Raw genomic sequence first — 25,826 nt, forward strand, 5'->3', positions numbered from 1 at the left:
AAGATAATAACGTGATGTCAGAAAGTGTTCGTTTCTTGGAGGATGGAAGCATATCCGGTTATCGACACGAGAATGAGCAGTTTTGGAAATATGAAGATGGAAAACTATTTCTCCTAAATTGTGACAGAGTCGTTTCTGCCATATTTGATGATATAAGTGTTACATCAGGAAAAATTTCCCTTAAAGGGCGGCATATTTTAAATGGAAAGAATGGTCCAGATTTTTATTTGGATACACAGGACGAGAATTATCAGCCGGCTCCTTTCGCTCCAACAAGAGATATCTTTCCCAAACGAAAGATTGGTGACCATACATATGGTGGGATAGATCTTATTGATTCAGGAAGTGACGATGACCTTGAGATAGGGAAGTTCACAAGTATAGCGGGTGATGTTGCTATTATATGTGGGAATCATAACTATAATTTTGTTTCTAATTATCCTTTCAAGAGTATATGGAATATGTTCTGGAGGCAATTGGATGATGTTGATGACCATATATATAATGCCAAGACCGTTATTGGTAATGACGTTTGGATTGGTCGTTCTGCCATCATAAGTGGCGGCATTACTATTGGGGATGGTGCCATTGTTGCCGCTAATGCCGTTGTAACGAAAGATGTGCCGCCTTACGCTATCGTTGGGGGTAACCCGGCGAAGATATTGCGATACAGATTCTCGGACGAGATCATAGAAGGTTTGATGAAAATAAAATGGTGGGCATGGTCTGACGAAAAGGTAAACGCTAACCTTCATTTGATAATGTCAGAAGATATTGAGACATTCATAAAAACATTTTCATAACCAAGATGTTTTGATCAGAAAATGAGGTGTTTCTGGAGTGAATGCCTCATTTTCATATAGTGCTGTATCGATAATTACTACTGGTTATTTCGGCTGGTCACGCAGAGCTCCTGCCTACTCAAAAGGGGACAGAGTGGCTGTAGCTATTATGTTGTGGGTTTGAACTGACTTTGCAGAATGATGGATTTCAATTCTTAAGCATGCTTTTCACATTTTCTTTATTGAATTCGTATGGTTCCTTTTCTATTTGAAGGCTATCATTAATGAATAGTGACAAAAATATTCATTTTTGGTAAAAAAAACTTGCGTGGGATTTTCGCCCTCTGTAGCGTGCCTAGGGTTTAATCAAGAAAAAGGTCATCCCTGTGCCATCCAGATGCATTCGTGTTTCAGTAATTGACCAAGAATATACTTTTAAAAAGAAGTATGGGTCCATGAATATGGCACTTTGTAAAATAATAGAAATGGATAGCAGAGTGAATGTTGTAGATTCATTTGGGGAGGTTTCTGACTTTTAATAGATGGAACTAAACCTATCTGCGGATCAGTTGAAAGTTCGAGCAGTACACAGCTCGATAGAGATAAGCTTCTTTTAAGGGACAGTTTTCCAAATGAATGTTGAGTATGCTCATATCTACCAGAATGGACTGAAAATATTCGATGAAAACCCTCCGATAGATATTATTAAAGACTGCCTTTATATACCACGTATTAATTATAGAATGGATGATGGACAGCATGGTATTTACGATTTTTATGGCAGACTCGTAGATGCTGGAGGCTCAAGGCGTGGCTGGCCCAACCATACACATGGTCAGTCTCATAATTGCTGTATAAGTCCATCTTTTGCTTACCCATGGGCTCCAGAAGAATGTTATTTTTATGGTGGCCATATGCATAAGCATTATGGTCATTTCATAATTCAGGTTCTTCCAAGATATTGGGCAAGAAAAGGGGATTATAAAAAACATAAAATACTTGTCCACTCTATGGAGAGTGTAGGAGAATTATTTTCCATTCCGTGGATGAGAGAGTTCTTTAATATATTAGATGTAAAAGAAGAAGATTTCGTAATATTTGATAGGCCGACGCGCATAAAAAATTTGATTATGCCCGGGGCTTCTTTTGAAGAAGAGCATTTTGCGCATAAAATATTTGCAGAGTTCTGTAATAATATTGGCCTGCAAGAGGGGGAAGGGGACCTTGGTGATAAACCTGTTTTCCTCACACGCTCTCGTTTTACGAGTACTTTAAGGAGTATTCAAGATGAGTATAAGGTGGCTGACATTTTAGAGGCGGATGGTTTCCGTGTCATTTCACCTGAGACATTAACATTAAGAGAGCAATTTAATATTTTTTCGCAGCATAGGCCGACTGTTGGTTTTGTGGGGTCTGCCTTCCATAATAGTATATTTTGTCCTTCTCCTATTGGGGTCGCATTGTCATGTGATTGGACGTATTGTTCAAATTATTATCTGTCAGATCAGGTCAATAATGCGTCTATTGCTTATTTAAAGGCTCCTGCTGTTAAAACTTTGCCAATGGACGGTCCGAGGCTGCTTTATAAGGTCGAGCAGCCTGAGGTAGTGGCTGATTATATTCGGCAGGTTGTAGATGATAAGATCTGGGAGAGGTCTAAACCTCCTATATCCACGCCTGCAGAAGATAATTTTATTCAGGATAAAAAATACCATATAAAAACAGATCATGGAACATATCTACAGATTAATAAACAGACGGGGATTATTCATCACTCTAATAGTGTAGACCCTGATACTATAAGGTTAATAGGACAGTTGTCGCCGACAGGTTGGATAAGATTAACAACACCATCCGGTGAAATACTTACAATGATGCAGGATCAGAGGCAGGGGCCGTATTTGTACTATAAGATGCAGTACGATCCATTAAATCGTTTAGGGCTGCTCCATCCTTTGTATAAGAGATATCTGTGTGCCATCCCCAATGGTACATTGGATAACAATCGATCGGATATTGGCGATTGGGAGAGTTTTTCGTTGGAAGAACTGTAAGTTATTCATTTCAACAACAAGCCTTCATCCTGTGATGATGGCTTGTTGTTGAGTGCTTCTTTTAGAAAAGGTTATGACGGCGTCATGAGTATAATCATGAAGCATCGTTTCGTTTTTAGAAGGAGACTTTCTTCAGGAAAATGAGGGGGGCCGGTAAGCCCATTCATGCAGGATTGGCATGCTGTAAGATCATGACATTAATCGGGCAGGCTGGTAGAAGGGGCGGGTGTCGCCTCTTACCGTCTTTCTATGAAAAGTACCCGTCATGAAGATCGTTGCCTGTAACAGTAACCTGCCTTTGGCCCAGGCTGTGGCCGATGAGCTCGAAATCCCCTTGTGCAAAACCTCCATCCGCCGCTTTGCCGATGGCGAGGTGTTCGTGGAGATTCAGGAGAATGTGCGTGGGGAAGACATGTTTGTTCTTCAGAGCACATGTACCCCGACCAACGATCATCTGATGGAGCTCCTTGTTGTGCTGGATGCCCTGCGGCGTGGCTCTGCACGGCGTGTCACGGCTGTGATGCCTTATTTCGGCTATGCCCGTCAGGATCGTAAATCTGGCCCCCGTACGCCCATCAGCGCCAAGCTTGTGGCCAATTTGCTGACGGAAGCCGGTGCCAACCGCATCCTGACCATGGACCTGCACGCCATGCAGATTCAGGGTTTCTTTGATATCCCCACGGATAATCTCTATGCAGCCCCGCTTTTTGTGCGGGACCTGACAGCCCGCCACCCTGACCCTGAGAAACTCATGATCGTGTCCCCGGATGTTGGGGGTGTTGTGCGTGCCCGTCAGCTGGCTCGCCGGTTGAATGTTGATCTGGCCATCATTGACAAGCGCCGTGAACGGGCTGGCGTGTCTGAGGTGATGAATGTCATCGGTGACGTGTCCGGCCGTTTCTGCGTGCTGGTGGATGACATCATCGATAGTGGCGGGTCTCTCTGCAATGCCGCCGAGGCTCTGATGAAGCATGGTGCTGCCGGTGTGGAAGCCTATGTGACCCATGGCGTGCTGACAGGGAATGCCTGCGAGCGTGTGCGGAACAGCCCGCTTTCCATGCTGACACTGACAGACAGCATCCCCGCAACAGATGAGCTGAAGGCAGCTGGCAATATTCGGCAGATTTCAACAGCGGGTCTGCTGGGGCGTGCCATTCGGGCCGTTGCTGATGAAAGCTCTGTTTCAACACTTTTTGACTGAACCCCCTTCCCGCCGATAGGTGCTGCTGTAAGATGGCATAGAAGGGTTGGACTTGCCCTTTCATGTCCGTCCGCAGGCATGGCGGCTACGGCGGGATGGCTGTCATCATTCCCTTCTTGGTAACAGGATTTTGGGAGAGGTTAGGACATGACACAGCTTCGCATGGAACCATTCTGGTTTCTTCGGCACGGTGAGACGGATTGGAATGCCCGTCACCTTTCCCAAGGACGCACGGATATCCCACTGAATGAGACAGGTCTCGCTCAAGCCCGTCTGGCTGGCCGTCAACTGGCTGAGCTGTTTGAGCAGGGGGCACGGCCTTTCACCCATATCGTGGCCTCTCCGCTGAAACGGGCGTTCGTGACTGCCGAGCATGTACGGGATGCCATTCGTGAGCGGACAGGCATTGAGCTACCGCTGACACATGATGCTGATTTTCAAGAAGTCAGCTTCGGTGTGCAGGAAGGTAAGCCGATGGGCGACTGGTACAATACGTGGATTGATGGCACGTTTGTGCCAGAGAAGGGTGAAGATTTCATCACTCTGAAAACCCGTGGTGTGCAGGCTCTCAACCGGGCGCATGAAGCGGGAGATGGCGCTCCGCTGATCGTGGCACATGGGGCTTTATTCCGTGGATTGCGGGCGGCGATGGGGCTTGAGATTAATGTGCGTCTGCCTAATGCCATGCCGCTGAAAGCGGCTCCTGAAGAAGAAGGTTGGGTATTGAAGCTGCTTTCTGCCTGAAATTCGTCCATGTTGGGTGGACCGGGTTATGCCCGGTAAGAAAAAGGCCGCTCCTGAACAGGGAAGCGGCCTTTTTTATGGTCCGTCACTCTGGGGAGTTGTGCGTTACCACGGCACCAGCGTGGTGGAAAGGCGCTTGGCATCTTCCGGGCTGACACCAAGGTCATTACGGTTCCACCATCCACCACCAAGGGCCTGAAAGAGGCCAACCGTATCGGAGAGACGGGCAACTTCATCCTGAGCAACAGAGATCTGGTCTTGTGCGACAGCCATGCGGGCTTGGGCAACGTCAATCTCGCTGTTGTCACCCAGCCTATGCTGTACTTCGGCAATGTGCAGGGCCTGTGTGGCGGCATCAAGGCCGGACTGGTCAGCCATGAGGGTGTTTCCATCCAGCTCTACGGCATGGAGACTGTCCGCTACATCGCTGACAGCGGAGAGGATGGCGGCTTTATAATATTCTTTTGCCTGCGTGTAGTTCGCCTTAGCTTCCCGTTGGGCGTGGAGTAGTGACCCGCCTTGGAAGATGGGCTGGGTAACAGTGGCAGCCAGCATCCAGTTGCCCATACCGGGCTTGAACATCTTGCCCATGCTATCGACAGCTTCACCCGGCAGGGCGCTCAACTGCACGTTGGGCAGGCGGTTGGCAATGGCAATACCGAGCTGCGCCCCGGCAGAACGAATCTGCGCCTGTGCAGAGGCTACGTCAGGCCGCTGAAGGATTAGCTGGGCAGGTACGGAGACCGGAAGCTGCTGTGGAAGCGTGAAGTCTTTCAGCTCAAAGACGGGCAGGTCCGCATTGGGGGGAAGGCCGGCCAGCGTTGCGAGCTGATCCCGTGCCTGTGCCAGTTGCGTCTGTAATGGTGGCAGATCAGCCTGAAGCTGGGCAAGAGAATCTCGTAACAGAAGTTGGCTCTGGCGGGACTGGTCGCCCAGCCCAACCTGACGCTGATTGATGCGCAGCATGGCTGTCTGCTGGGCAATCAGAGCTTCCTTGGCACGGATCTGCGCCCGTAATCCTGCCTCAGTGATCGCTGTATTGACGATGTTGGAGATCATCGTCAGCGTTGTGGCTTCTAACTGGAAGCGCTGAATGTCCGCCTGTGCCTGAGCATTACGGATAGCCAGCCGTGCTCCCCCCCAGAAGTCCGGCACGTAGCCGATATTCAGCTGTGCCGTGTGCAGGTTATAGAGCCATTCATTATTGTTGGGGACAGGCGAGAGAGCCTTGGAGGTCTTGTTACGGGTCGGGATGAATTGTGCGGAAATGGTGGGATAGAGTGATGCCCCTTCCACACGGCGCTGTTCCCACGCCGCTTTCAACCCTGCCTGCATGGCTGTTAGGGTACGGTTGTTGACCAGAGACTGTTCAACGAGCTGGTTCAGCCGTGGATTCTGGAAGGATTCCCACCATTTTCCAGCAATATCAGCCCCGGATACAAAGTGCTGCCGGTGTAGAATGCTATCCTTTGCGTTATCCCGCCCGCTGGTCACTGGCTTGATTGGCTTTTGGCTGTAGCCGGTTTTGTCTGGCAGCGGGGGGATGTCCTTCGGGGAGGGGCCAACAATGCAGCCTCCAAGCCCAACCGCCAGCCCACCCATGAGGGTTCCGGCCAAGAGCAGGGAGGAATGTGTCTGTCTCAAGCGAGAGCGGACAGACTGTGCCTGACTGGTGATGTGCTGTCTGAAGCGGCTGAAACGCTGTGTCATGTCAGTCAGGCCTTCTGTTCATTCCTGTCGGCTCTGCGCTTGGCCCATGTTTCCATATGGCAGAAGCAGACAGGCAGAATGAAAAGGGTCAACAGGGTGGCAATACCGAGCCCGCCTACAACCACGGTTGCCAGCCCACGCTGCACGTCTGTCCCGACACCAGTGGCCATGGCAGCCGGAAGCATCCCAACGCTGGCAACGGTAGCCGTCATCAGCACAGGGCGGAAGCGCTCGGTAGCCCCCATGCGGGTAGCCTCCCGTATATCACCTCCCGCTTTGAGGTGTCGGTTGATGTTGGATACCATGATGATGCCGTTCTGGATCGCCACCCCGAACAGGGCGATGAACCCGACTGCCGTGGCAATATTGAGCGTCTCTGCTCTGGCATGGAGTGCGACCAGCCCACCCAGTGCTGCAAGAGGCACGATGCCAAGAATGAGCAGCGCATGGCGGATCTTCTGGAACTCCGCATAGAGCAGGCCCAGCATGACAGCGAACATGACACCCAGCGCTGCTACCAGGCGGACCTGTGCGTGTTGTGCCTCCTGGAACGTGCCTGCCCACTCGATGCGGAACTTCTGATGATCGTAATGGACATTCTGGTCGATGAGCTTCTGGGCATCGTCCAGATACTGGGACATGGGCCGGTTGCCATTATCAACCTGAAGGGTGATCTGACGTTCACCCATTTCATGAGCGATGCTGCTTTCTCCCATCTGGAGGCGGATGCGGGCAATATCGGCCAGAGGGATGGCGCTGCCATCGCTCGTAATCATGGGGATTTGCCCCAGCAGCTGGAGGTTGGAACGCTGGGCGTTATCAATACGCAGCGTGGCGTTATAGAAGCGGTCACCCTCAATCACGCTGGTGAGCGGCTCATCCCCGATGGCACTGTTGATGACATCCGTTACGTCATTGATGCTGATGCCATAACGGGCCGCACGCAGACGGTCGGGCGTGATCTCGATCTGCGGAATCTTGGGTTCCTGAAAGATGTCAGCCTGCACGGTGCCTTTGACGCGCCAGAGCTGTTCCACCACTTTCTGGCCGAGAGCACGCAGGCCCGTCAGATCATCACCATAGATGCGCATCACCAGAGGGCTATGAGCCCCGCCGAGCTGATCACTGAGATTATCCTCAATCGGCTGACTGATGGAGAAGGAAATGCCGGGAATCTTGTTCAGTCTGGCCCGGAGCTTCGCAATAAACTCGCTTTTACTCTCACCATGTGCCCACTGGCTGTAGGGCGTCAGGCCGACCGGCATTTCAATATGAGACGGCGTCCACGGGTCGGTTCCGTCATCAGAGCGGCCAAGTTGTGTAATGGCGTAGGATGTCTCAGGGAATTCCCGCACCGCACGGCGGATTTCTGTGGCTTTTTCCTGCCCTTTCTCAAGGGAGATGCCTGTTGGCATCTGGACCTGAAGCCAGAGGGCACCCTCATCCAGATCGGGCAGGAACTCCCGGCCTGTCGTGGCCCCCAGAGCGATGACGGCCACAAGGGCCAGCCCTGCACTGACGAAAGGCACAAGCGGGTGCCGCAGGAAATGGCGAAGCAGGGAATCATAGCGCTTGTGTAGCCAGTTCAGGGGTCGATTGTGCCAGATGGGCCGAGGCTTGCGTAGGGCCAGAAAGGACATGGTCGGGGTCAGGGCCAGAGCGCAGAGCAGAGCGCCCAGCAGCGCAAAGCTGACGGTCCAAGCCATTGGGCGGAAGATTTTGGCTTCACTGCCCTCAAAGGCGAAAAGCGGGCTGTAGGCCACCACAATGATGAGTGTGGAAGCGAAGATGGCCCGTCCGGCTCGCCGTGTGATGTCCAGAATATCTGATGAATTCAGGGGATGGGCAGCGTGTTCTTCCCTATGGCGGAGGATGACCTCGGTGACGACAATGGCACCATCAACAATCACACCAAAATCCACGGCGCCAAGGGAGAACAAATTGGCCGCCATGCCGCAGGCCCGCATGAGAATGAAGGCGAAGGCCAGAGCAAAAGGGATGGTGACGGCTGTGATGGCGGCACTGCGTGGTGAGCCAAGGAAGAAGGTAAGAATGACCAGAACGAGGCCAATCCCTTCCAGGATGGTCTCGCTGACCTTGTCGGTCGTGGATTTTACGAGATTGTCACGGTCGAGATAAGGGACGATGCGAATATGGCGGGGCTTCAGCTGTTCCTGAAGCTTGTCAACGGCTGCATGGAGGTCATCCAATACCTTGGAAGGGTTGGCACCACGCAGCATTGTCACGACACCCTCGATTGTATCGGGGTTGCCGTTCTTACCCAGCATACCTTCACGGACCTGATGGCCGAACTCAATATGCCCTAGTTCGGAGAGGAGAACGGGTACACCATCGTGATGGCCGATGACCGTGTTGCGCATGTCATCCAGAGAGTGGATCTGCCCTACGCCACGAATGATATAGGACTGCTCCCCACGGGAGACACGCCCGCCCCCAGCATTGGCATTGCTGTTGCGGATAGCATTCATCACATCGCTGATGCTGATGCCGTAACGGATGAGAGCGTTCGGGTCGAGCACCAGCTGATATTCTCGGGTGAACCCACCGAAATTATCAATGCTGACCACACCGGGCACACGCTGGAGAGCCGGAATGATCTCCCAGCGCTGGACATCCGAGATGGTCATGAGGTCACGGTCATCTGATTCCACCGTGTAGCGGTAGATTTCCCCGCTGGGGCCGGAGATGGGACCAAGGGAGGGCTGAGCGCCACCTGTCAGCTGGAGGCCGTCAAGCTGGCTCTGTACCAGCTGTCGAGCCCGATAAATATCAGCACCATCTTCGAAGATGAGCGTGATGAGGGACAGGCCGAAGGTCGTGCTGGAGCGGCTTTCAACAACACCGGGAACAGCCGCCAGCTCACGCTCCACGGGTGTGGTGACCTGATGCTCCATCTCCTCAGCCGCCAGACCATTGACCTGTGTCGTGACCAGAACACTGGTCGGGCCGAGGTCGGGATAGGCCTCCACGGGGAGCTGTTTCCATGCCAGCATACCCGTGATGAACATGGCGAAAGTGAGGAACGCAACGGCTTTACGGTGGCTGAAGCACCATGTGATGAATTTTTCAATAAACATGACTGCTCAGCGGTCCTCAGTAATCATTGAGCAGAATGGCCCCGTGCGTGATGACACGCTCACCTGCTTTCAGGCCGGAAAGAATGCGGACAGACTCCCCTTCCTCATAGCTGATGGTGATAAAGCGCCGGCGGTAGGTGTTGGGGGCGGTTTCCACAAAGACGGAAACCAGATCATTATCCATGAGCAGGGCCGTCTTGGGCAGAATGGGCTGCGCCTGCTGGGTGATGTTCAGTGTCGCTGTGGTGAACTGGCCGGGATACAGCAGGCCCTGAAGGTTACTGCATCGCAGATACAGGTTCAGCCGCCGTGTGTCCGTATGCAGGGACGCATCCTGCGAGGTGACGGGACCGTTACAGGTCTGGCCGGGGAAGGGAGCATCCAGCGTCATGGTTGTACCCATTTCCGGGATGAGGGATTCCGGCAGGCTGGCCTGAACCCAGACACTACCCGTATCGGCCACGTTCATCAGCGTGGCGGTCATGTCCGTTACGTTCTGCCCTACCCCGATGGAGACGGCTGTTACGGTGCCGGAGAAAGGTGCCATCAGCGGCTGGTAGCCTTCCCCGCCTGTTGTCCCTAGGGCCTGAAGGCGCAGATGGGCCCGGACAGCCTCGGCTTCGGCCTGTGCCAGATCATTTCTGGCAGATTGCATGTCTTTGACGGCATTGCCGCCAGCATTCAGCACACCTACGGCACGGCGGTAAGCCTGCCGGGTGAGGGCCAGAGTGGCCTGTGCCTTGCGGTCATCTGACCATGCCTGCGCCAGATCACCAGAATAGAGTGTAGCGAGAAGATCGCCTTTCTGCACATGCTGGCCGGTCTGGACATACAGGCCAGCGACCCGGCCAACGACTGGAGCGTGAATATCCACGCTCTGGCCGGGAGCGGTGATAAGCTGTGCGGGCAGCTCTACCTGATGTGGAGACAGCGTCTCGGCAACGGGTTCGACCGTCAGGCGTCCATCCAGTGGTCCACCGGCACGGATGCGCAGCAGATCGCCATCATGGGTTACGGCCGGAGGGGGGGCCAGTTCGATCGTCCGGCTTGGCATGAGTGACCATAATCCCAGAACGATCAAAAGAGCTATCAGGGAAGCGCCAGTAATAACAATGTTACGCGAGACACGCATTATTGGAAGGTTCTCCGCTCTGCTGATGCTCAGGCAAAATGCGCCCCTTTCTGACACAGATAAGAAAGTTTGTCACGAGATTGTGGCACTCTCGCAACAATCCATCATCATCCAAGGTACGATTATTATTGGACAATGGGCATTTATTCGCAGAACTATAAGAAAAAAGGGCCACAGTTATTCTGTGGCCCTTCTCTATTCCGTACTGCCGTCTGGCAGGGCAGATCAGAAGCGGTATTCGATACCCGCACCAACAACGGTCGGGTGCACATCGTCATGAACACGGACACGCCCACCAGTTACGCCATTGCCACGCTTGCTGAGATGAACGCTCTGGTTGAAAAGCAGGATCTGCTTGATGTCGAAGTTGAAGAACCAGTTGCCGACCAGCTGGTAATCAAACCCGAGATTGAAGCTCGGCCCGACATTGGTCTTCATATGCATGGCATCAAAGACAGCCCCGTTGAAGGCGCCGCCCAGATTGGTGGCTGAATGCATGTTGTGGAAGATAGCCACCGTGATGCCGAGACCAGCATAGGGGTTGAAGCGCTTATGCGGGCGGAAATGGTAGGCGGCTGTCAGTGTCGGCGGCAGAATCCAGAAGCTGCCAGCATCCAATTTGCCCAGATTGCCAACATGAGCGGCGGCTTCGTGGCGGGTGGAGGAGGCGATGAGGTCCAGAGAGATATGGTCTGTCAGGAAATATTCGAGGGTTAGCTCAGGCATGACCTGATTGGTCACGCTGACATCGTTACGGAAGTGGCTGCCGCCAGCCAGTGCCGCCGCTGGGGAGCTGGGATTCAGCTTAACGCGGGAGCCTGTGTTGTTGGTGATAACACCGAGAGCGGAGAGACGGACAACGAAGTCCCCTTTACCAAGACCGATCTTGGTGTTGGCGCATGTCTGAAAAATGCCGCAACGGTGGCTGGAGATGAACGGAGGCATCCGGAGCGGCCTGCATGGTGGTGGAGGCAGTCACGTTTTGTTGAGCGTTCGGAGCGGTTGTCTGGGCAACGGCAAAAGATGCAGACCCAAGAGCAAACAGCGCAGCTGCGGCCATCCGGGTAAGAGTGCGGCTCATTTTTCTTAGAATCCTCAGTGGTTCGTGGCGGTGCGGCAGATTGGAAGATGGACAAAATGTAATTGTTCCTATTGAGGCTATAAGTCTGATTTTTGCCGAAAACAAGGAAAAATTGATAACTGTAATAGGCTGTTAAGAACAAATAGTGAAATATGTTGATTTAAATCAAAAAATGGATTTCCCTTATTACCGTTATAAGTAACGTTATTTTTTCAAGCGGCTGTCATCCCGGTAATGCAGGAACATAACGGTCAGCATAGGAACTATGTGATGGAAACAGGTTACGGCCTCATGGATGCCGTACGGGAGCGGTGTGCCCGTTGTGCGGGGCGGTCGGTCAGTATCTGTAATGTCATTGATGATGAGGACCTGCCCGTATTGGTGGCGGAGTCCTCCCGTGTGACTGTTCCTGCCGGGCGCTGTTTCATCAGTGAAGGGGCTCCGGCACATGATTTCTATGTGCTGACAGGCGGGCGGGCCAAGCTGTTCAGCCTCATGCCGGATGGGCGCCGGCAGATCATAGGTTTTGCCGAGCTGGGCGATTTTCTGGGGCTGGCTTCATCAGACACCTATGCCTTTACGGCGGAGGCGTTGGGAGATGTAACGCTATGCCGTTTCCCGCATTCTTCCATAGACCGTCTTGTGGAGCGTTTCCCCCGTCTGCGTTGCCGGTTGCAGAAGGAGGCGTCTAGCGAGCTGGTCAAGACGCAGGCTCGTCTTATGTTACTGGGACGTAAGACGGCGCGTGAGCGGCTGGCCAGTTTTCTGATTGAACAGGCCAGCCCCTGCTGTGCCCATGGCCAGACGATAACAGATGAGCATGGTCCGCTGACATTGGCCTTGCCCATGTCCAGAACCGATATTGCCGATTATCTTGGCCTGACGATTGAAACAGTGAGCCGGACCTTCGGTCTTTTCAAGAAAGAAGGGTTGATAAGCGTCAAAGGTGCCAGTGCGGCTACGCTTCTGAAACCGGGAAGGCTGAATGACATGGCAAACGGTATAAAGCGGGACTAGGAGAGGCCCGCTTTCCAGAAGTGGCCTTTTTTTAATTTTGCCACTGCATTCTTGTGGTGTAACTACCTGCACGTTTCGTACTCATTCTAGGAGCTCCTTTATGAAGATCCGTACCCTGCTTACCGCAACGCTTCTGGCGTCTTCCTTTGCCCTGTTGCCGCAGGCTCATGCGTACGATCCGAACGATCCGCTGGCCATTCAGAGCAGCATGGACAGTGTGACCAAGTCCATCCAGAACGAGAATGCCAAGATTCAGGCTCTGCAGGAAAAATATGCATCCGCTCCGGAGAAGGCCCGTGCCCGTATCCAGCAGCGTATGGATGCCATGCAGTCTGATCTGAAGCAGCGTCAGGAGCGCCTGCAGGCTCTGCAGGACAAGTATAAGAATCTTGCCGCCGATAAGAAGGCTGAGATTCAGAAGAACATCGATGATCGCAAGCAGCAGATCAAGGATGTGCGCGATAAGTACAAGAATGCCCCGGCTGAGGAAAAGCAGCGCATCAAGGATCAGTTGAATGCCCAGAAAGCTCAGCTGGACGCTCAGAAAAAGAGCTGGAAGGATATGCGTGACAGCACCATCCAGTCCAACAAGGATTTCGTCCATTCTCTGAAAAGCGGATTCTGATCCTATTGGGGTCTGTATCCCTGTCAGGATAGGATGACATTGAGAGGCCGCTCCCGTTGGGGGCGGCCTCTTGCTCTTTGGGGGCAAGCTCTCCATATAGAGCGGGATAAGATTGAGACAGACGTTCTCGGGGCAGGGTGAAACTCCCTACCGGCGGTGTTGGCGGCTTCGTGCTGCCTCAGCCCGCGAGCGTCCTGCATGTTGTGTGCAGGAGACAAGCAGACCCGGTGTGATTCCGGGGCCGACGGTTACAGTCCGGATGAGAGAGAACGTTCTTCCTGTCCGTTGCGGGTGGAAGTGTGAGCTTTTCCCGTAGGAGGGGGAGGCGTGACGTCGCCGCGAACGTCCCTGAGATGATTGGGGACTGATGATGAAGACCGTGTCCGTGGAGACACAAAGAGCTGGAAGCGCCTCACCGCCCTTAGCGGCCATAAAGGAGGGATTCCAGCAGGCCATCAAAGAGGCCACCCGAAAAATGGGCGCAACGGCCCCCAATCCGGCAGTAGGCTGTGCCCTTCTGGATGGTGAGGGGCGTCTTCTGGCCGTAGGCGCACACCCGGCTGCGGGTCAGCCTCATGCTGAAGTCATGGCTTTGGAACAGGCCCGCCAGAAAGGTGTGCTGGAACAGGCCCGTACCGCTCTGGTGACGCTGGAACCCTGCAACCATCATGGCCGTACACCACCCTGTAGCGAGAAGCTTAAAAACAGCCCTGTGCAGACCGTGTGGATCGGGGCCCGTGACCCTAACCCGCAGGCCATGGGGGGAGCTGAATATCTGGCTGAAGGGGCGTCTCCAAAGATCGTACGGTTTCTGGCGGACGAGCCTGAGCTGCGGTCTCTGGTGCAAGAGTGCAAGGCCCTGCTGGCTCCCTTTGCTTCCCGCGTGACACGGGGGCGCCCGTGGCTGACGGTGAAGCAGGCTCTGGATGGTCAGGGCAGTATGATCCCTCCACAGGGGCGGAAAACATTTACCTCGCCAGCTTCTTTGAGACTGGCGCATCAGCTTCGGCGTGCCTGTGATGCTGTCGTGACCGGGATTGGAACCGTTCTGGCTGATGATCCTTCCTTCACTGTGCGGCATGTGTCCGATCATGAAGGGCGGGCACCCCGTCCCCTGATCGTTCTGGATAGGCAGGGCCGCCTGCCAGCGGCATGGCGTCAGGCACGGGAGGCTGATGGGTTCCACGTGGAACAGTGTCATGACCTGTCGGCGTTACCGGCGCTGCTGGGGCAGATGGGCGTTAACTGGTGCCTGATTGAAGCAGGCCCTGCTCTGCTGGAAAGCGTGCGTGAAGCAGGTCTGTGGGATGACTGGCTGACCATTCATCATGGTGGGAAAGGTGGGGAAGACCATCTCTCCATCATCCTGCGTGAAGGTAATTCTGAAAATGAAAGTCCGGTGCAGCTTCTGCGCCGTTATGGGGAATAAGAAGATGTTCTCAGGAATCATTGAACATGTTGGTGATGTGCAGTCTGTTTCCCTGCGGGATAAGGCGATGGACCTGCGAATTGCCACCCATTTTACAGACCTGACAGAAGGCGAAAGCATCGCCACGAATGGCGTCTGCCTGACAGTGACCCGTTTCACACCGGAGGGCGTGGCTGACTTCCATCTGAGTGGTGAGACACTGGCCCGTACGGCACTGGGGGAACTGGCTGAGGGGGCACGGGTGAATCTGGAACGGGCTGTCAGCCTCAATACCCGTCTTTCTGGCCATATTGTACAGGGTCATGTGGATGCCGTGGGCAGGCTGGTTCATGTGGCTTCGGCAGGGGAATCGCATCATCTGCGTATCTTTATGCCCGTTTCACTCCGCCGTTATGTCATTGAAAAAGGGTCCATTACCATCAATGGCATCAGCCTGACGGTGAATGAGGTGCATGATGACGTGCAGCATGAGGGGCAGGCTGGTTTTGAGATCAGCCTCATGATCATTCCCCATACATGGACCCATACGGATCTTTCCACGCTGGCCATCGGGGCTCGGGTGAATCTGGAAGTGGACATGATGGCCAAATATGTGGAGACACTTCTGCGCCACACACCAGAGGATGAGCTGCGTTATAAGGGGACTGCACGATGAGCATCAGCATGTCTCCCGCCCTGAAGGCCGCCATCGCCGCCGTGCGGGAAGGCCGCATGGTCGTGATGGTGGATGATGAGGACCGGGAAAATGAAGGCGATCTGATTCTTCCGGCCCAGTTTGCATCTCAGGAAACCATCAATTTCATGGCCCGTCAGGCTTGCGGGCTGATCTGCCTGTCCCTTGAAGCGGAGCAGATAGACCGGCTTGGTCTTTCCCCCATGGTGGAGAAGAATCAGGACCCACGGGGCACGGCCTTCACCGTGTCCATCGAGGCCGCTCATGGCGTGACGACAGGTATTTCCGCCGCCGAGCGCGCCCATACGATTCAGGTGGCTTCCGCACCGGATGCCACACCGGCGGACATCATTTCTCCTGGCCATATGTTCCCTCTGCGGGCCAATCCGGATGGCGTGATGGCCCGGGAAGGCCACACGGAAGGGGCGATTGACCTCATGAAGCTGGCAGGGCTGCGTCCGGCTGGTGTGATCTGTGAGATCATGGCTGAGGATGGCACGATGATGCGCCTGCCAGAGCTGCGTCATTATGCCCGCCGTCATGGTCTGCCGCTTATCAGCATTGCCGAGATGCGCCGCTGGATTGCCGAGCATGGGCGGGGTGATGTCGGTACTGTGGATATGGTGGAAGCCCCTCTGTCGGAGGAAACTCAGCTTGCCGTGGCAAACCTGCCGACCGTGTGCGGCGGGGAGGATTTGCGGGTTCACGCCTTCCGCAGTCAGGATGGTGTGGAGCATCTGGCCCTTGTGAAAGGAAAGCCAGACCAGACTGTGCCTCTGGTCCGTCTTCATTCCGAATGTGTGACGGGGGATGCGCTGGGGTCTCTGCGGTGCGACTGTGGCCCGCAGCTGCGTGAGGCTCTCAAGCGGATTGCGGCGGCAGAGTCCGGCATTCTGTTGTATCTGCGGGGGCATGAAGGCCGGGGGATTGGCCTTGCCAACAAGATACGGGCCTATGAATTGCAGGATCAGGGGATGGATACCATCGAGGCCAATGAGGCCCTTGGCCTGCCGGCTGATGCCCGCCGCTGGGACATGGCAGCGCATATGCTGTCCAGCCTTGGCGTGACCCGCCTGCGCCTGCTGACGAACAACCCGGAAAAAGAGCGTGGCCTCATGGAGGCTGGGCTGGTGGTGGAAGCGGTGGAGCGGCTGGTTGTTCCGTCCAATCCGTTCAATCGTTATTATCTTGAGACGAAACGCACCCGCATGGGGCATATGCTACAGGAGAGCTGACCATGAGCAAACATATCGCCACGGCCCCGGAAGGGCTGAAACTGACCCCGGCTCCCAAACTGGCCCTGCTGGTCAGCCGTTTTAACCCGGATGTGACGGGCGGCCTGCGTGATGGTGCGCTGGAGTGGCTGAAAGAGCGTGGCATTGATGAGAGTGTGGATGTCTATGAGGCTCCCGGTGCGTTCGAGCTGCCCATCATGGCCCAGCATCTTGCCCGCAAGGGTGTGTATGAGGGGGTGATCTGCCTTGGCTGTGTCATCAAGGGGGATACGGCCCATTTTGAGTTCATCTCCATGGGGGCGACCATTGGCATCATGCAGGCCCAGCTGGAAAATGACGTGCCGATCTCCTTCGGTATTCTGACGACCTATACGGAAGAACAGGCCGTTCTGCGCTCCCGTACGGACGAGCATAATAAGGGGCGTGAAGCCGCTGCTGCCTGTGTGGAGACAGTGGCTTTCCTGCGTAAATAATAAATGACCCTGACAGGTATCCGGGTCAGCATGAGGCTCGGATACCTGTTATAAGGCTCTGTCACGATAGAGCTTCAGGAATTCTTCCTGAGTGATTGAATGTTCAATGAAATATTTGCGGTAGGATTCAGGCACATGAGGGTGAATGCCGACCCATAGGGCATAGGCATCGAATGCGAGAAGTACGATGGAGAGATAGGTGTATGTCTTCATTCAAACGAACCAGTACTTCCCATGGAACCACAGCCTGATGACGATGAGATGCAGAATGAACAGGCAGGAGAGTCCGACACGCTGCTTTCTCACGGAAAGCGTTGCAAAGGCAACGGCAAGAAACTCCATAACGAACGGGTTGGAAAAGACGAAGCGCTCTACGGAGATCAGCTTGGTCGATGTTGCGATGAGCAGGATGAAAACCATCAGGCAGCTTTCCAGCTTCCAGCCCTGCTTGAACATCCTGTACAAAACGAAAGAAGCCGCTGCAAGATACAGGACAAACACACGTTCATGCTTCTGGGGCAGTGCGTTTATGATCTGTATGGGGAGCCAGTTGAACTTCCTGAGCCATGCGATCTGGATGTGGGAAAAGGCGAAGCCATCCCCCGTAATATGGAAAAGATACAGCACATAGAGCGAAAGGCCGAAGCCCGCAGCGCTGATGAGAAACAGATTCTTCTGGAGGCTGTCTGATAGCGTGGTGAAGGACAGTGACTGCCTGTTTCTGTAAAGGTCATAGCAGAATGACCATGCGGTGATGAACAGGACAGACAGGAAACCCGTAGGACGGGACAGGCTTATCAGGCAGCAGAAAAGGGCCGCAAGGGCCATCCGTTTCTGGCGTAATGCCATGAAAATGCAGACCAGAAGCAGGCTGAACGTGCCTTCGGAATATTGTGACGTGTACCAGATGTTGAAGGGGAACAGGACCATGAACAGCGTGTACAGGATGGGATTCAGCTGCACATTGCGCTGAAGAAGGTCCCGATACATCAGGTAGATCAGGACGGGCCACAGGATGATGTTGACGAGCAGAGCCGCATGCAGCACGTCAATGGCCATCAGCCTGTGGAGTGCAGAGGAGAGCATGGGATAGAGCGGGAAAAAGGCCCAGTTGGCCTGCGTCATGCGTAAGGTGTCATCCAGCAAAGGATGGCTCGCGTAACCATTCCTGATGATGTCCGTATACCAGAAGCAGTCCAGCTGACAGGTGCTGGAGGCAAGGGAGCCATCTGGTGCCAGAAGCTGCATGATGAGCAGATTTACGAAACAGACGAGATAGATGAAAAGCAGGAACTTCCAGCCGCCTGTTGTTTTGAGAAAGGAGTGTACCAGTCTCGTCATGCCCATGATCTCCGGAGCGTTGGGGGAGTGATCGTATTTTTCAGCAGGATGTTCCGGTTATCATGAAGGATATGTCCGAGAAAAATACGATGGAGACAGGTCATGGAAAAACGGAACAGCACATGAAAGGGAGAGGTACCACACGGTAGCTACAGGAGAAATATGCCACCCTCATGACATGGGCCGGGTAAAAGAAAAAATATGTCCGGTACGCTAAAGCCGTTTCTCCTCACTGCTTCATGAAGATGACGATGTTGTCGTCATTACTGCTCTGCCGGTGTCGGTATATTTCCCGGTAGGAGGCTTTTACCTGTTCGTCCAGCAGGGCTTTCGTACTCATATTCAGCCCGGCATTGGTGCCTCTGTCATCTTCTATGATGATGTAACGAGGAGAGAGTGCCAGAATACGTTTCACCTCTGTATCGGGGTCCACGGGTAGGGCCGTCTTCTCTGTATCAGAACTGAGATGGGCGGAGAAAGGAAGGCGTGTCAGGGAGCAATAGGGGACGGCATCCAGAATGATGTCAGGCCCGTTGAAGTTGAAGACACACCCTCCCGGTGAGGAGAGCAGGCGGGTGATCTGCTTCAGCTCATGAGCTGACCCTGTATGCTGGACCTGTTTAATCTCGGAGAGAGTGCGCTGCCCTCCCCACAGGGCAAGGATGGCCAGCCAGAGGCGGCCTGTCTTTGCCCGCCACAAGGGGGCTGCATTGATGCAGAAGGGCGCAAAGAGCGGCAGGGCATAATGTTTTGAAAAACAGCCAAACAGGATGAAACCGGCAAAGGCGGTCCATGCCCATCCTGTGATGAAGGTGAGGCAGGGGTTGGCAGGTTTCTGTCTGGTTGTCAGGGCACGCAGGGCTAAGATGGAGACAAGCAGCAAGGTGATGGTGAAGGCCCAGTGCGTCCAGTGCCAGAAGTCTTTCCACGTATTATGAGGCACCTGCTTTTTGAGGAAGATGGAGGAGCCGTTTGCAAACCACCAGTCATGAAGGTGCCCCAGCCCGGCATAAACACCGACCACGCAGAGCGTGGGAATGAGCGCTATTCCGCACCAGCATAGCGTACTTGTCAGCAGGACAGACCATGATCTTTCTGCCCGGTAGCGCATCCAGAGCAGGAAAAGCCCGGCATAAATGCCTTCAAAAACAACAGTCGGCTTGATCTGTATGGCGATGCCAAAAAGCGCCATAACCAGCAGGCCGGTGCGGCCTATGGTTTCGGGGCGTCTGTTGTTCAGACAGGTTACAATGGCCAGCATCGCTCCCGTAATGAGGAGATTGTAGAAAATGGGGGCCTGTCCCCCGATCCCCTGCGCCCCGCTGGTCCAGAGCAGATAGAGACACCCGGCAACAAATGCCCCGGCTACGGGGGCGATGAAACGGGCAATCTTCATGCACAGGATGGAGGTTGCCCAGGCGCTCAAAAGGGCACCTATCTGGTAAGCCCAGACGCGGTAGGGGCCAAAGAGATGGAAGAATTCGTAGATCAGGAAGATGCCGATGGGCTTTCTATCCCAGACATCGACATAGGGCAGGTCGCCATGCAGCATCCTGCCGCCGACAAATAGGTAAAATTCTTCATCAAAGAAGATAAAGGGATTGCCGAGCACCGACCATCGGCACATTGTGGCAAAAATAAGTAGCAGAAAGTACAGGAAAAAAGTATTTCTCGAGGTATTGCGAGCGAGATGGCTGAGTGATGACACCATCATGATAAGGGCCTTTGAGCGTAAAGGAATGAGTTTTCTTAATGAACTAATGATTTTTCATCCTATAGCAATATCTTTTGAAAGGAAAGTCATCCTGCATACTTGACTGATGCTAAACAAGAAAAAATTACCTTTCATTATGTTGAATATGTTTTTGCAAAGCGATATGTCCCTGAGAGTAAGGAAGGTATCGGAATTAATGTCTGCATCTTATCAGAAAGAACGCCTGACATGGTCATGGTGCATCTTTTGGGCTATTCTATTTCTTCTGACCTGCCTGCATACAGGGTTGATCATTTTCCATCACGTCCCTCTGGATGTGAATGAGGGCTGGAATGCTCAGCTCGCTATTCGTGCTGCATCTCTAAAGGGCGAATACGAGCTTTATTCATCTCAGGATGGTTTCGTCTTTAATAATTATCCACCTCTGTCCTTTATCCTTATGGGGGGGCTGGTAAGGCTGGGATGTGACGCCATCATTGCCGGGCGTATTTTGTCCTGTCTGTCAGTTCTTGCCGTGGCGTGCCTTGTGGTGCGGATCATCCGGGTGTTGACCGGCAAGAGCTCGGCGGCTCTGGCCGTGGCAGCCCTGTTTCTGGTGACAGCTAATACGGCTTTCTACGGGTATTTCGGGATGAATGACCCGCAATGGCTGGCACAGGCTCTGATGCTGGGCGGGTTGTGTGTGCTGCTCGGCCGGGATGGCGTGGAGTTGAATACCAAGCGCCTGCTCTTGAGTGCCTGTCTGGTCGTGTTGGGTGGCTTTACCAAACATAATCTTGTGGCGCTGCCTTTGGCCATGGCGCTCTGGCTGTTTTTCATCAGCCCGAAAAAGGCCGTGCTCTGGAGCAGCATGGTTGCTGTGCTGCTTCTGGTCAGTTTTACGGTCTGTTACGACATATATGGGATCAGCTTCTTCCAGAATATTTTCCTGCATCAGCGTGTCATCAGGTTGGGGCGTAGCCTTCAGGCTCTGTGTGAGTTGCCTTCCATGGGGGGGATGCTGCTTGTTGGTGTCTGGGTTTTCTGCCAGCGCTGGAAGGTGAGGGATCGTAGAGACCCTGCCATGCTGGTGATGCTGTTCTTTATTGTGGCTTGCCTGTTTGGAATGCTGGAAGCCACAGGCGCCGGTGTTGACTATAACTGCATGTTCGATGCGTTCGTGGCGGTGACGCTTCTATGCGGTCTAGGGCTTGCCAATCTGCTGGCGGAGGAGGGGCGACAGGGAGCGGTACGTTTAGCGTGTCTGGTGATGACAGCTCCGCTTTTTGTGCTCGTGCCTGTCCGGAGTGTAGATTTTTACAAGGAAGTCCAGTCCGTTACGCCGAAGGAACATGAATGGCAGACTTATATCACGGCCTTGAAAGGGCATAGCAGCTCTCTGCTCTGCACGGATATGGCTTTATGTTACTGGGCGCATAGCTACGATGCTGTGGACAGGTTCAATCTGTCTCAGGCGCTGAAGAAGAAAAAGAGCGTCCCTTATCTGCGTCGACAAATCGATCAGCATAGATTTTCTATAGTGCAGCTTTATGGAACCTTCGACCATTATAGCAGTGGCAATATTACCTTTGATAGCTGGCTGGAGAAGGCTGGTTATCGCCCTGTGTCCGATAGCGGACAGATGATTCTGTTGGGATATGTCCGCTAAGGCCTTTTTACGGTGGGCTGGAGATAAGATCATATGTCCCGTATCGTGTGTCGTGAAGAAAAGACATCCCGCAGGGTAGCACCATGTTGTTGAAGTTTCTGCTTCAGGGGGATGTTCTGGATATGAGGGCTTGGAGCAACATGATGGTTTGCAGAGCCGTTTTACTGTAGAGTCCGGGTTATCCCTTAAGACTGGAAAGGCTTGATATGATTGTTCCTGTTATTCTTTCAGGTGGGGCCGGAACACGCCTTTGGCCGGTATCCCGAAAGAGCTATCCTAAGCAGTTTTGTGCATTGCTGGGACAGGAGACGCCTTTTCAGGAAACTGTACAGAGAACCAAGAGTTTGGCTGTAAATCCCATTGTTGTGGGAAGTCGTGACCATCGCTTCATCATGGCGGAGCAGCTGCGACAGGTCGGGATCGAACAGGCCAATATTATTTTAGAGCCTGTAGCCCGTAATTCAGCCGCGGCTATGGCGGCGGCGGCTTTCTGGCAGGCACAGCGTGATGAGGAGGCTGTCCTGTGGTTCATGCCGGCTGATGCTGCCATTGAGGATCACGGCGCCTTGTTTGTGGCGCTTGAACAGGCCTGTGCTGCTGCGAAGGATGATTATATCGTCACGTTCGGCATAAAGCCGACCCGTCCAGAAACGGGATATGGGTATATCCAGCAAGGTGATCTGCTGGAGGGGCAGGAGAATGCCTACCATATCGCTCGTTTTCTTGAAAAACCGGATGCCGCCAAGGCGCAGGAACTGGTGGCAGAGGGGGGATATTTCTGGAACTCTGGCATGTTTGTAGCGCGTGCCCGTGTGTTTCTGGAGGAACTTAAGCGCTATGAGCCCGCCATTTATGAGGCTGTGGCCCAGTCCGTGCAGGAAGCAGGGTGCGACCTTGGCTTTGTTCAGCTAGGTGAAACAGCTTTCTCCAAAGCGCCTTCCATTTCGGTTGATTATGCTGTTGCTGAGCGGACAGATCGGGCAGCCGTTGTGCCTTCTAGCTTCTCATGGATGGATGTTGGTAGCTGGGATGCCGTGTGGGAGCTGACACCCAAGGATGAGGACGGCAATGCCGTGCGTGGCAATGTGTTCCTCGACCATGCCCGGAACTGTTATGTGCATTCGGACAGTGTGGTCGCGACCGTGACAGGGGTGGATGATCTCATCATCATCGTGACACGGGATGCAGTGATGGTCTCCCATCGGGAGCGGGCACAGGACATCAAGCACATGGTATCACGCCTGCGTGATGAGGGCCATAAGGAGGCGGAGCAGCATGTGCGTATGTACCGCCCATGGGGATTCTATGAGAGTCTCATCCAGGGTGATCGCTTTCAGGTGAAACGAATCCATGTCAGCCCCGGTGAGAAGCTGTCTCTCCAGAAGCATTTCCACCGTTCGGAACATTGGGTTGTGGTCGCAGGGACAGCACTTGTCACACGGGATGAGGAGCAGATCACCGTGCGGGAAAATGAGAGCGTCTATCTGCCGCTGGGCTGCATTCACAGGCTGGAAAATCCCGGTCGGATTCCCGTGACGCTGATTGAGGTTCAGTCAGGTCCCTACCTTGGCGAGGATGACATTGTCCGGCTGGATGATGTGTATCAGCGTTAAGAAAGGTTTATCGTTATGGGGACTTTAAATTAACCGACCGTTATTATATTGCTGACGGAACGCTTTGTGCAGGCATGTGTCATGTCGTGGTTCTGAGGAAACCGAAGGCGGTTTCCGGGGCTGATATGGCCACCATGTGCAGCGGCCAGCAGTTCACAACGTCTGAGGCCGAGGGGAGTCTGGCGAAAACTCTCCTAGCGGCCTGATGCATAAGAGAGGTACGATGAGGGTTGCGGTAACAGGTGGATGTGGTTTCATAGGGTCCGCCGTAGTACGGCACCTCATGACCAAGACCTCCCACCAGGTCCTTAATATTGATTGCATGACGTATGCAGCTTCTGAGGAGACAGTGGCCTCTGTGGCGTCCGACCCACGGTACCGTCATGCTCGTATTTCCATCAATGATCAGGCCGCTGTGGCTAAGGCACTGGCAGAGTTCCAGCCGGATGCCATCATGCATCTGGCAGCTGAGAGCCATGTGGACCGCTCCATTGATGGGCCGGATGCGTTCATCCAGACCAACATCGTGGGCACTTATTGCCTGTTGGATGTAGCCCGCCGGTATTGGCTGGGGCTGGATGAGGAGAAGAAGGCAGGCTTCCGTTTCCTGCATATTTCGACTGACGAAGTGTTTGGTCATCTGGCTCCGGAAGATCCGCCGTTTAATGAGAATACGGCTTATGATCCTCGCAGCCCGTATTCCGCCAGTAAGGCAGCTTCCGACCATTTGGTGCGGGCCTGGTACCATACTTATGGTTTCCCGGCATTCGTGACCAACACGACCAACAATTATGGTCCATGGCACTTCCCGGAAAAGCTGGTGCCGCTGATGATTCTCAATGCGCTGGAAGGCAAGCCTCTGCCTGTCTATGGCAAGGGTGAGAATCTCCGTGACTGGCTGTTCGTGGAAGATCACGCTGCAGCTCTGGTACGGGCTGTGGAGCGGGGTAAGCCGGGTGAGACCTATGCTATTGGAGCTCGCCAGCCACGGAATAATCTGGATGTTGTCCGCAAGATATGTGCCCTGCTTGATGAGCTGGTGCCAGACCCGGCTGGTCCGAGAGAGCGCCTGATTACATTCGTCAGCGACAGGCCGGGGCATGATTTCCGGTACGAGATTGATCCCAGCCATGCAGAGCAGTGCCTGGACTGGAAGGCTGAACACGATTTCGAAACGGGCCTGCGTAAAACTGTCCAGTGGTATCTGGGTAATAAGGAGTGGTGGCAGCGTCTGCGTGAGCAGCGCTATGATGGCCGGAGACTGGGAGCTGAGAAATGACAAATGTTCTGACTGGTGCTTCTGACCAGCCTCTGACCAAGGGAATTCTGCTGTCTGGTGGTTCAGGTACTCGCCTGCATCCGATGACGCTGGCTGTCTCCAAGCAGCTGCTGCCTGTCTACGACAAGCCGATGATCTATTATCCGCTGACAACCCTGATTCTTGCAGGGATCAAGGATATCATGATCATTACCACACCGGACGATCAGGATCAGTTCAAGCGGCTTCTGGGCAGTGGTGAGCAGTTTGGTGTGACATTCACATACCGTGTTCAGCCCAAGCCAGATGGTATCGCACAGGCCTTCCAGATCGCTGAGGACTGGATTGCCGGTGCACATTGCGCCTTGATTCTGGGTGACAACCTTATCTTCGCTGATGGGCTGGAGCATATGCTGCGGGATGCCACACGGCGGCCTTATGGGGCTACTGTGTTCTCCTATCAGGTGCGTGACCCGGAGCGTTACGGCGTTGTCTCCTTCGATGAGCGTGGCCGTGCGCTGGATATTGTTGAAAAACCGGTGAATCCGCCGTCTCACTGGGCTGTCACGGGTCTGTATTTCTATGATGGCCGTGTGTGCGATTTCGCTCACAAGGTGCGCCCTAGCGCCCGTGGTGAACTTGAGATCACAGACCTGAACCGCATGTATCTTGAAGAAGGTACGCTGGAGGTTGACCGTCTGGCCCGTGGTTGTGCGTGGCTGGATGCAGGTACGCCCGACAGCCTGATGCAGGCCGGTACGTTCGTGCAGGCCATTCAGTCCCGTCAGGGGCTTCTGGTTGGGTCTCCGACAGAGGCAGCCTATCGCATGGGCTTCATCTCCCATGCGCAGCTTCTGGAAACAGGCAATCGGATGAAGAAAACCCCGTTGGGGCAGACCCTGCTGCATGTGGCGGCAGAGAGTGGTCCGACCACGGTATAAGAGAATAGGGGTATCCCGGCCCGCCTGTGCAGCATGAGGCCGGGAACCTCCATAGAG

21 protein-coding genes and 1 riboswitch are annotated in these 25,826 nt (G+C 53.9%); of the genes, 14 read left to right on the plus strand and 7 right to left on the minus strand.

What is annotated here, in order from left to right:
- The first annotated feature begins 14 nt into the window (after window positions 1-14).
- From NQF86_RS09135 to NQF86_RS07005, 4 genes are all read left to right on the plus strand, one after another.
- Window positions 15-803: a CatB-related O-acetyltransferase gene (locus tag NQF86_RS09135; RefSeq protein WP_323670751.1), complete on the plus strand. Its 789-nt coding sequence runs from the start codon at window positions 15-17 to the stop codon at window positions 801-803.
- A 611-nt stretch (window positions 804-1,414) separates the two neighbouring features.
- Window positions 1,415-2,836, plus strand: coding sequence for a glycosyltransferase 61 family protein (locus NQF86_RS06995; protein ID WP_266116921.1), 1,422 nt, complete (start codon window positions 1,415-1,417; stop codon window positions 2,834-2,836).
- A 265-nt stretch (window positions 2,837-3,101) separates the two neighbouring features.
- Window positions 3,102-4,037 carry a ribose-phosphate pyrophosphokinase gene (locus NQF86_RS07000; protein WP_266116922.1) on the plus strand — a complete coding sequence of 312 codons (936 nt, stop codon included), beginning with the start codon at window positions 3,102-3,104 and terminating at the stop codon, window positions 4,035-4,037.
- A gap of 147 nt (window positions 4,038-4,184) precedes the next feature.
- Window positions 4,185-4,781, plus strand: coding sequence for a histidine phosphatase family protein (locus NQF86_RS07005; protein ID WP_266116923.1), 597 nt, complete (start codon window positions 4,185-4,187; stop codon window positions 4,779-4,781).
- Between the two features lie 105 nt (window positions 4,782-4,886).
- Here NQF86_RS07005 and NQF86_RS07010 read toward each other — a convergent pair whose 3' ends face one another.
- The 4 genes from NQF86_RS07010 to NQF86_RS07025 all read right to left on the minus strand — a co-directional run bounded on the left by NQF86_RS07010 (window position 4,887) and on the right by NQF86_RS07025 (window position 11,666).
- A complete protein-coding gene (locus tag NQF86_RS07010; RefSeq protein ID WP_266116924.1) occupies window positions 4,887-6,491 on the minus strand; it encodes an efflux transporter outer membrane subunit in 1,605 nt (534 codons plus the stop codon).
- Window positions 6,492-6,496: 5 nt separating this feature from the next.
- Window positions 6,497-9,589 carry an efflux RND transporter permease subunit gene (locus tag NQF86_RS07015; protein WP_266116925.1) on the minus strand — a complete coding sequence of 1,031 codons (3,093 nt, stop codon included), beginning with the start codon at window positions 9,587-9,589 and terminating at the stop codon, window positions 6,497-6,499.
- Between the two features lie 16 nt (window positions 9,590-9,605).
- A complete protein-coding gene (locus NQF86_RS07020; protein WP_266116926.1) occupies window positions 9,606-10,721 on the minus strand; it encodes an efflux RND transporter periplasmic adaptor subunit in 1,116 nt (371 codons plus the stop codon).
- Between the two features lie 225 nt (window positions 10,722-10,946).
- Entirely contained in the window at window positions 10,947-11,666 is a 720-nt protein-coding gene (locus tag NQF86_RS07025) for an OmpW/AlkL family protein (RefSeq protein WP_266116927.1), read from the minus strand.
- A gap of 370 nt (window positions 11,667-12,036) precedes the next feature.
- Between NQF86_RS07025 and NQF86_RS07030 the strand changes: the two genes are divergently transcribed.
- From NQF86_RS07030 to ribH, 6 genes are all read left to right on the plus strand, one after another.
- Window positions 12,037-12,819, plus strand: a complete 783-nt coding sequence (locus NQF86_RS07030; RefSeq protein WP_266116928.1) for a Crp/Fnr family transcriptional regulator — start codon at window positions 12,037-12,039, stop codon at window positions 12,817-12,819.
- Window positions 12,820-12,919: 100 nt separating this feature from the next.
- The gene (locus NQF86_RS07035) at window positions 12,920-13,444 is read left to right on the plus strand and encodes a hypothetical protein (protein ID WP_266116929.1); all 525 of its coding nucleotides are present in this window, start codon (window positions 12,920-12,922) and stop codon (window positions 13,442-13,444) included.
- A 119-nt stretch (window positions 13,445-13,563) separates the two neighbouring features.
- A riboswitch (FMN riboswitch) is annotated at window positions 13,564-13,719 on the plus strand.
- A gap of 110 nt (window positions 13,720-13,829) precedes the next feature.
- The gene (gene ribD, locus NQF86_RS07040) at window positions 13,830-14,873 is read left to right on the plus strand and encodes a bifunctional diaminohydroxyphosphoribosylaminopyrimidine deaminase/5-amino-6-(5-phosphoribosylamino)uracil reductase RibD (protein WP_266116930.1); all 1,044 of its coding nucleotides are present in this window, start codon (window positions 13,830-13,832) and stop codon (window positions 14,871-14,873) included.
- A 4-nt stretch (window positions 14,874-14,877) separates the two neighbouring features.
- On the plus strand, window positions 14,878-15,528 hold the full coding sequence (locus tag NQF86_RS07045; protein WP_266116931.1) for a riboflavin synthase: 651 nt from the start codon (window positions 14,878-14,880) through the stop codon (window positions 15,526-15,528).
- Window positions 15,529-15,536: 8 nt separating this feature from the next.
- Window positions 15,537-16,781: a 3,4-dihydroxy-2-butanone-4-phosphate synthase gene (gene ribB, locus NQF86_RS07050; protein WP_266117047.1), complete on the plus strand. Its 1,245-nt coding sequence runs from the start codon at window positions 15,537-15,539 to the stop codon at window positions 16,779-16,781.
- 2 nt (window positions 16,782-16,783) lie between these two features.
- Window positions 16,784-17,254, plus strand: a complete 471-nt coding sequence (gene ribH, locus NQF86_RS07055; protein WP_266116932.1) for a 6,7-dimethyl-8-ribityllumazine synthase — start codon at window positions 16,784-16,786, stop codon at window positions 17,252-17,254.
- A gap of 48 nt (window positions 17,255-17,302) precedes the next feature.
- Here ribH and NQF86_RS07060 read toward each other — a convergent pair whose 3' ends face one another.
- The 3 genes from NQF86_RS07060 to NQF86_RS07070 all read right to left on the minus strand — a co-directional run bounded on the left by NQF86_RS07060 (window position 17,303) and on the right by NQF86_RS07070 (window position 20,147).
- On the minus strand, window positions 17,303-17,467 hold the full coding sequence (locus NQF86_RS07060; protein WP_266116933.1) for a hypothetical protein: 165 nt from the start codon (window positions 17,465-17,467) through the stop codon (window positions 17,303-17,305).
- Window positions 17,468-18,595 carry a hypothetical protein gene (locus tag NQF86_RS07065; protein WP_266116934.1) on the minus strand — a complete coding sequence of 376 codons (1,128 nt, stop codon included), beginning with the start codon at window positions 18,593-18,595 and terminating at the stop codon, window positions 17,468-17,470.
- 229 nt (window positions 18,596-18,824) lie between these two features.
- The gene (locus NQF86_RS07070; protein WP_266116935.1) at window positions 18,825-20,147 is read right to left on the minus strand and encodes an ArnT family glycosyltransferase; all 1,323 of its coding nucleotides are present in this window, start codon (window positions 20,145-20,147) and stop codon (window positions 18,825-18,827) included.
- Between the two features lie 358 nt (window positions 20,148-20,505).
- Here NQF86_RS07070 and NQF86_RS07075 point away from each other — a divergent pair, with 358 nt between their 5' ends.
- The 4 genes from NQF86_RS07075 to rfbA all read left to right on the plus strand — a co-directional run bounded on the left by NQF86_RS07075 (window position 20,506) and on the right by rfbA (window position 25,769).
- Entirely contained in the window at window positions 20,506-21,957 is a 1,452-nt protein-coding gene (locus NQF86_RS07075; protein WP_266116936.1) for a glycosyltransferase family 39 protein, read from the plus strand.
- A gap of 206 nt (window positions 21,958-22,163) precedes the next feature.
- Window positions 22,164-23,570, plus strand: coding sequence for a mannose-1-phosphate guanylyltransferase/mannose-6-phosphate isomerase (locus NQF86_RS07080; RefSeq protein WP_266116937.1), 1,407 nt, complete (start codon window positions 22,164-22,166; stop codon window positions 23,568-23,570).
- A 223-nt stretch (window positions 23,571-23,793) separates the two neighbouring features.
- Window positions 23,794-24,849, plus strand: coding sequence for a dTDP-glucose 4,6-dehydratase (rfbB, locus tag NQF86_RS07085; protein WP_266116938.1), 1,056 nt, complete (start codon window positions 23,794-23,796; stop codon window positions 24,847-24,849).
- Entirely contained in the window at window positions 24,846-25,769 is a 924-nt protein-coding gene (gene rfbA, locus NQF86_RS07090; RefSeq protein ID WP_266116939.1) for a glucose-1-phosphate thymidylyltransferase RfbA, read from the plus strand. Before rfbB ends, rfbA begins: the two co-directional genes overlap by 4 nt.
- The last annotated feature ends 57 nt before the right edge of the window (window positions 25,770-25,826 follow it).

It is taken from the genome of Bombella pluederhausensis (genome assembly GCF_026385525.1).
Classification (GTDB): Bacteria; Pseudomonadota; Alphaproteobacteria; order Acetobacterales; family Acetobacteraceae; genus Bombella; species Bombella pluederhausensis.

Coding starts and splice junctions, on each gene's coding strand:
- NQF86_RS09135 (WP_323670751.1), top strand. CDS start 15: ATGTCAGAAAGTGTTCGTTTCTTGGAGGATGGAAGCATATCCGGTTAT.
- NQF86_RS06995 (WP_266116921.1), top strand. CDS start 1,415: ATGAATGTTGAGTATGCTCATATCTACCAGAATGGACTGAAAATATTC.
- NQF86_RS07000 (WP_266116922.1), top strand. CDS start 3,102: ATGAAGATCGTTGCCTGTAACAGTAACCTGCCTTTGGCCCAGGCTGTG.
- NQF86_RS07005 (WP_266116923.1), top strand. CDS start 4,185: ATGACACAGCTTCGCATGGAACCATTCTGGTTTCTTCGGCACGGTGAG.
- NQF86_RS07010 (WP_266116924.1), bottom strand. CDS start 6,491: ATGACACAGCGTTTCAGCCGCTTCAGACAGCACATCACCAGTCAGGCA.
- NQF86_RS07015 (WP_266116925.1), bottom strand. CDS start 9,589: ATGTTTATTGAAAAATTCATCACATGGTGCTTCAGCCACCGTAAAGCC.
- NQF86_RS07020 (WP_266116926.1), bottom strand. CDS start 10,721: ATGCGTGTCTCGCGTAACATTGTTATTACTGGCGCTTCCCTGATAGCT.
- NQF86_RS07025 (WP_266116927.1), bottom strand. CDS start 11,666: ATGCCTCCGTTCATCTCCAGCCACCGTTGCGGCATTTTTCAGACATGC.
- NQF86_RS07030 (WP_266116928.1), top strand. CDS start 12,037: ATGCAGGAACATAACGGTCAGCATAGGAACTATGTGATGGAAACAGGT.
- NQF86_RS07035 (WP_266116929.1), top strand. CDS start 12,920: ATGAAGATCCGTACCCTGCTTACCGCAACGCTTCTGGCGTCTTCCTTT.
- NQF86_RS07045 (WP_266116931.1), top strand. CDS start 14,878: ATGTTCTCAGGAATCATTGAACATGTTGGTGATGTGCAGTCTGTTTCC.
- ribB (WP_266117047.1), top strand. CDS start 15,537: ATGTCTCCCGCCCTGAAGGCCGCCATCGCCGCCGTGCGGGAAGGCCGC.
- ribH (WP_266116932.1), top strand. CDS start 16,784: ATGAGCAAACATATCGCCACGGCCCCGGAAGGGCTGAAACTGACCCCG.
- NQF86_RS07060 (WP_266116933.1), bottom strand. CDS start 17,467: ATGAAGACATACACCTATCTCTCCATCGTACTTCTCGCATTCGATGCC.
- NQF86_RS07065 (WP_266116934.1), bottom strand. CDS start 18,595: ATGACGAGACTGGTACACTCCTTTCTCAAAACAACAGGCGGCTGGAAG.
- NQF86_RS07070 (WP_266116935.1), bottom strand. CDS start 20,147: ATGCTGCATGGCGACCTGCCCTATGTCGATGTCTGGGATAGAAAGCCC.
- NQF86_RS07075 (WP_266116936.1), top strand. CDS start 20,506: ATGTCTGCATCTTATCAGAAAGAACGCCTGACATGGTCATGGTGCATC.
- NQF86_RS07080 (WP_266116937.1), top strand. CDS start 22,164: ATGATTGTTCCTGTTATTCTTTCAGGTGGGGCCGGAACACGCCTTTGG.
- rfbB (WP_266116938.1), top strand. CDS start 23,794: ATGAGGGTTGCGGTAACAGGTGGATGTGGTTTCATAGGGTCCGCCGTA.
- rfbA (WP_266116939.1), top strand. CDS start 24,846: ATGACAAATGTTCTGACTGGTGCTTCTGACCAGCCTCTGACCAAGGGA.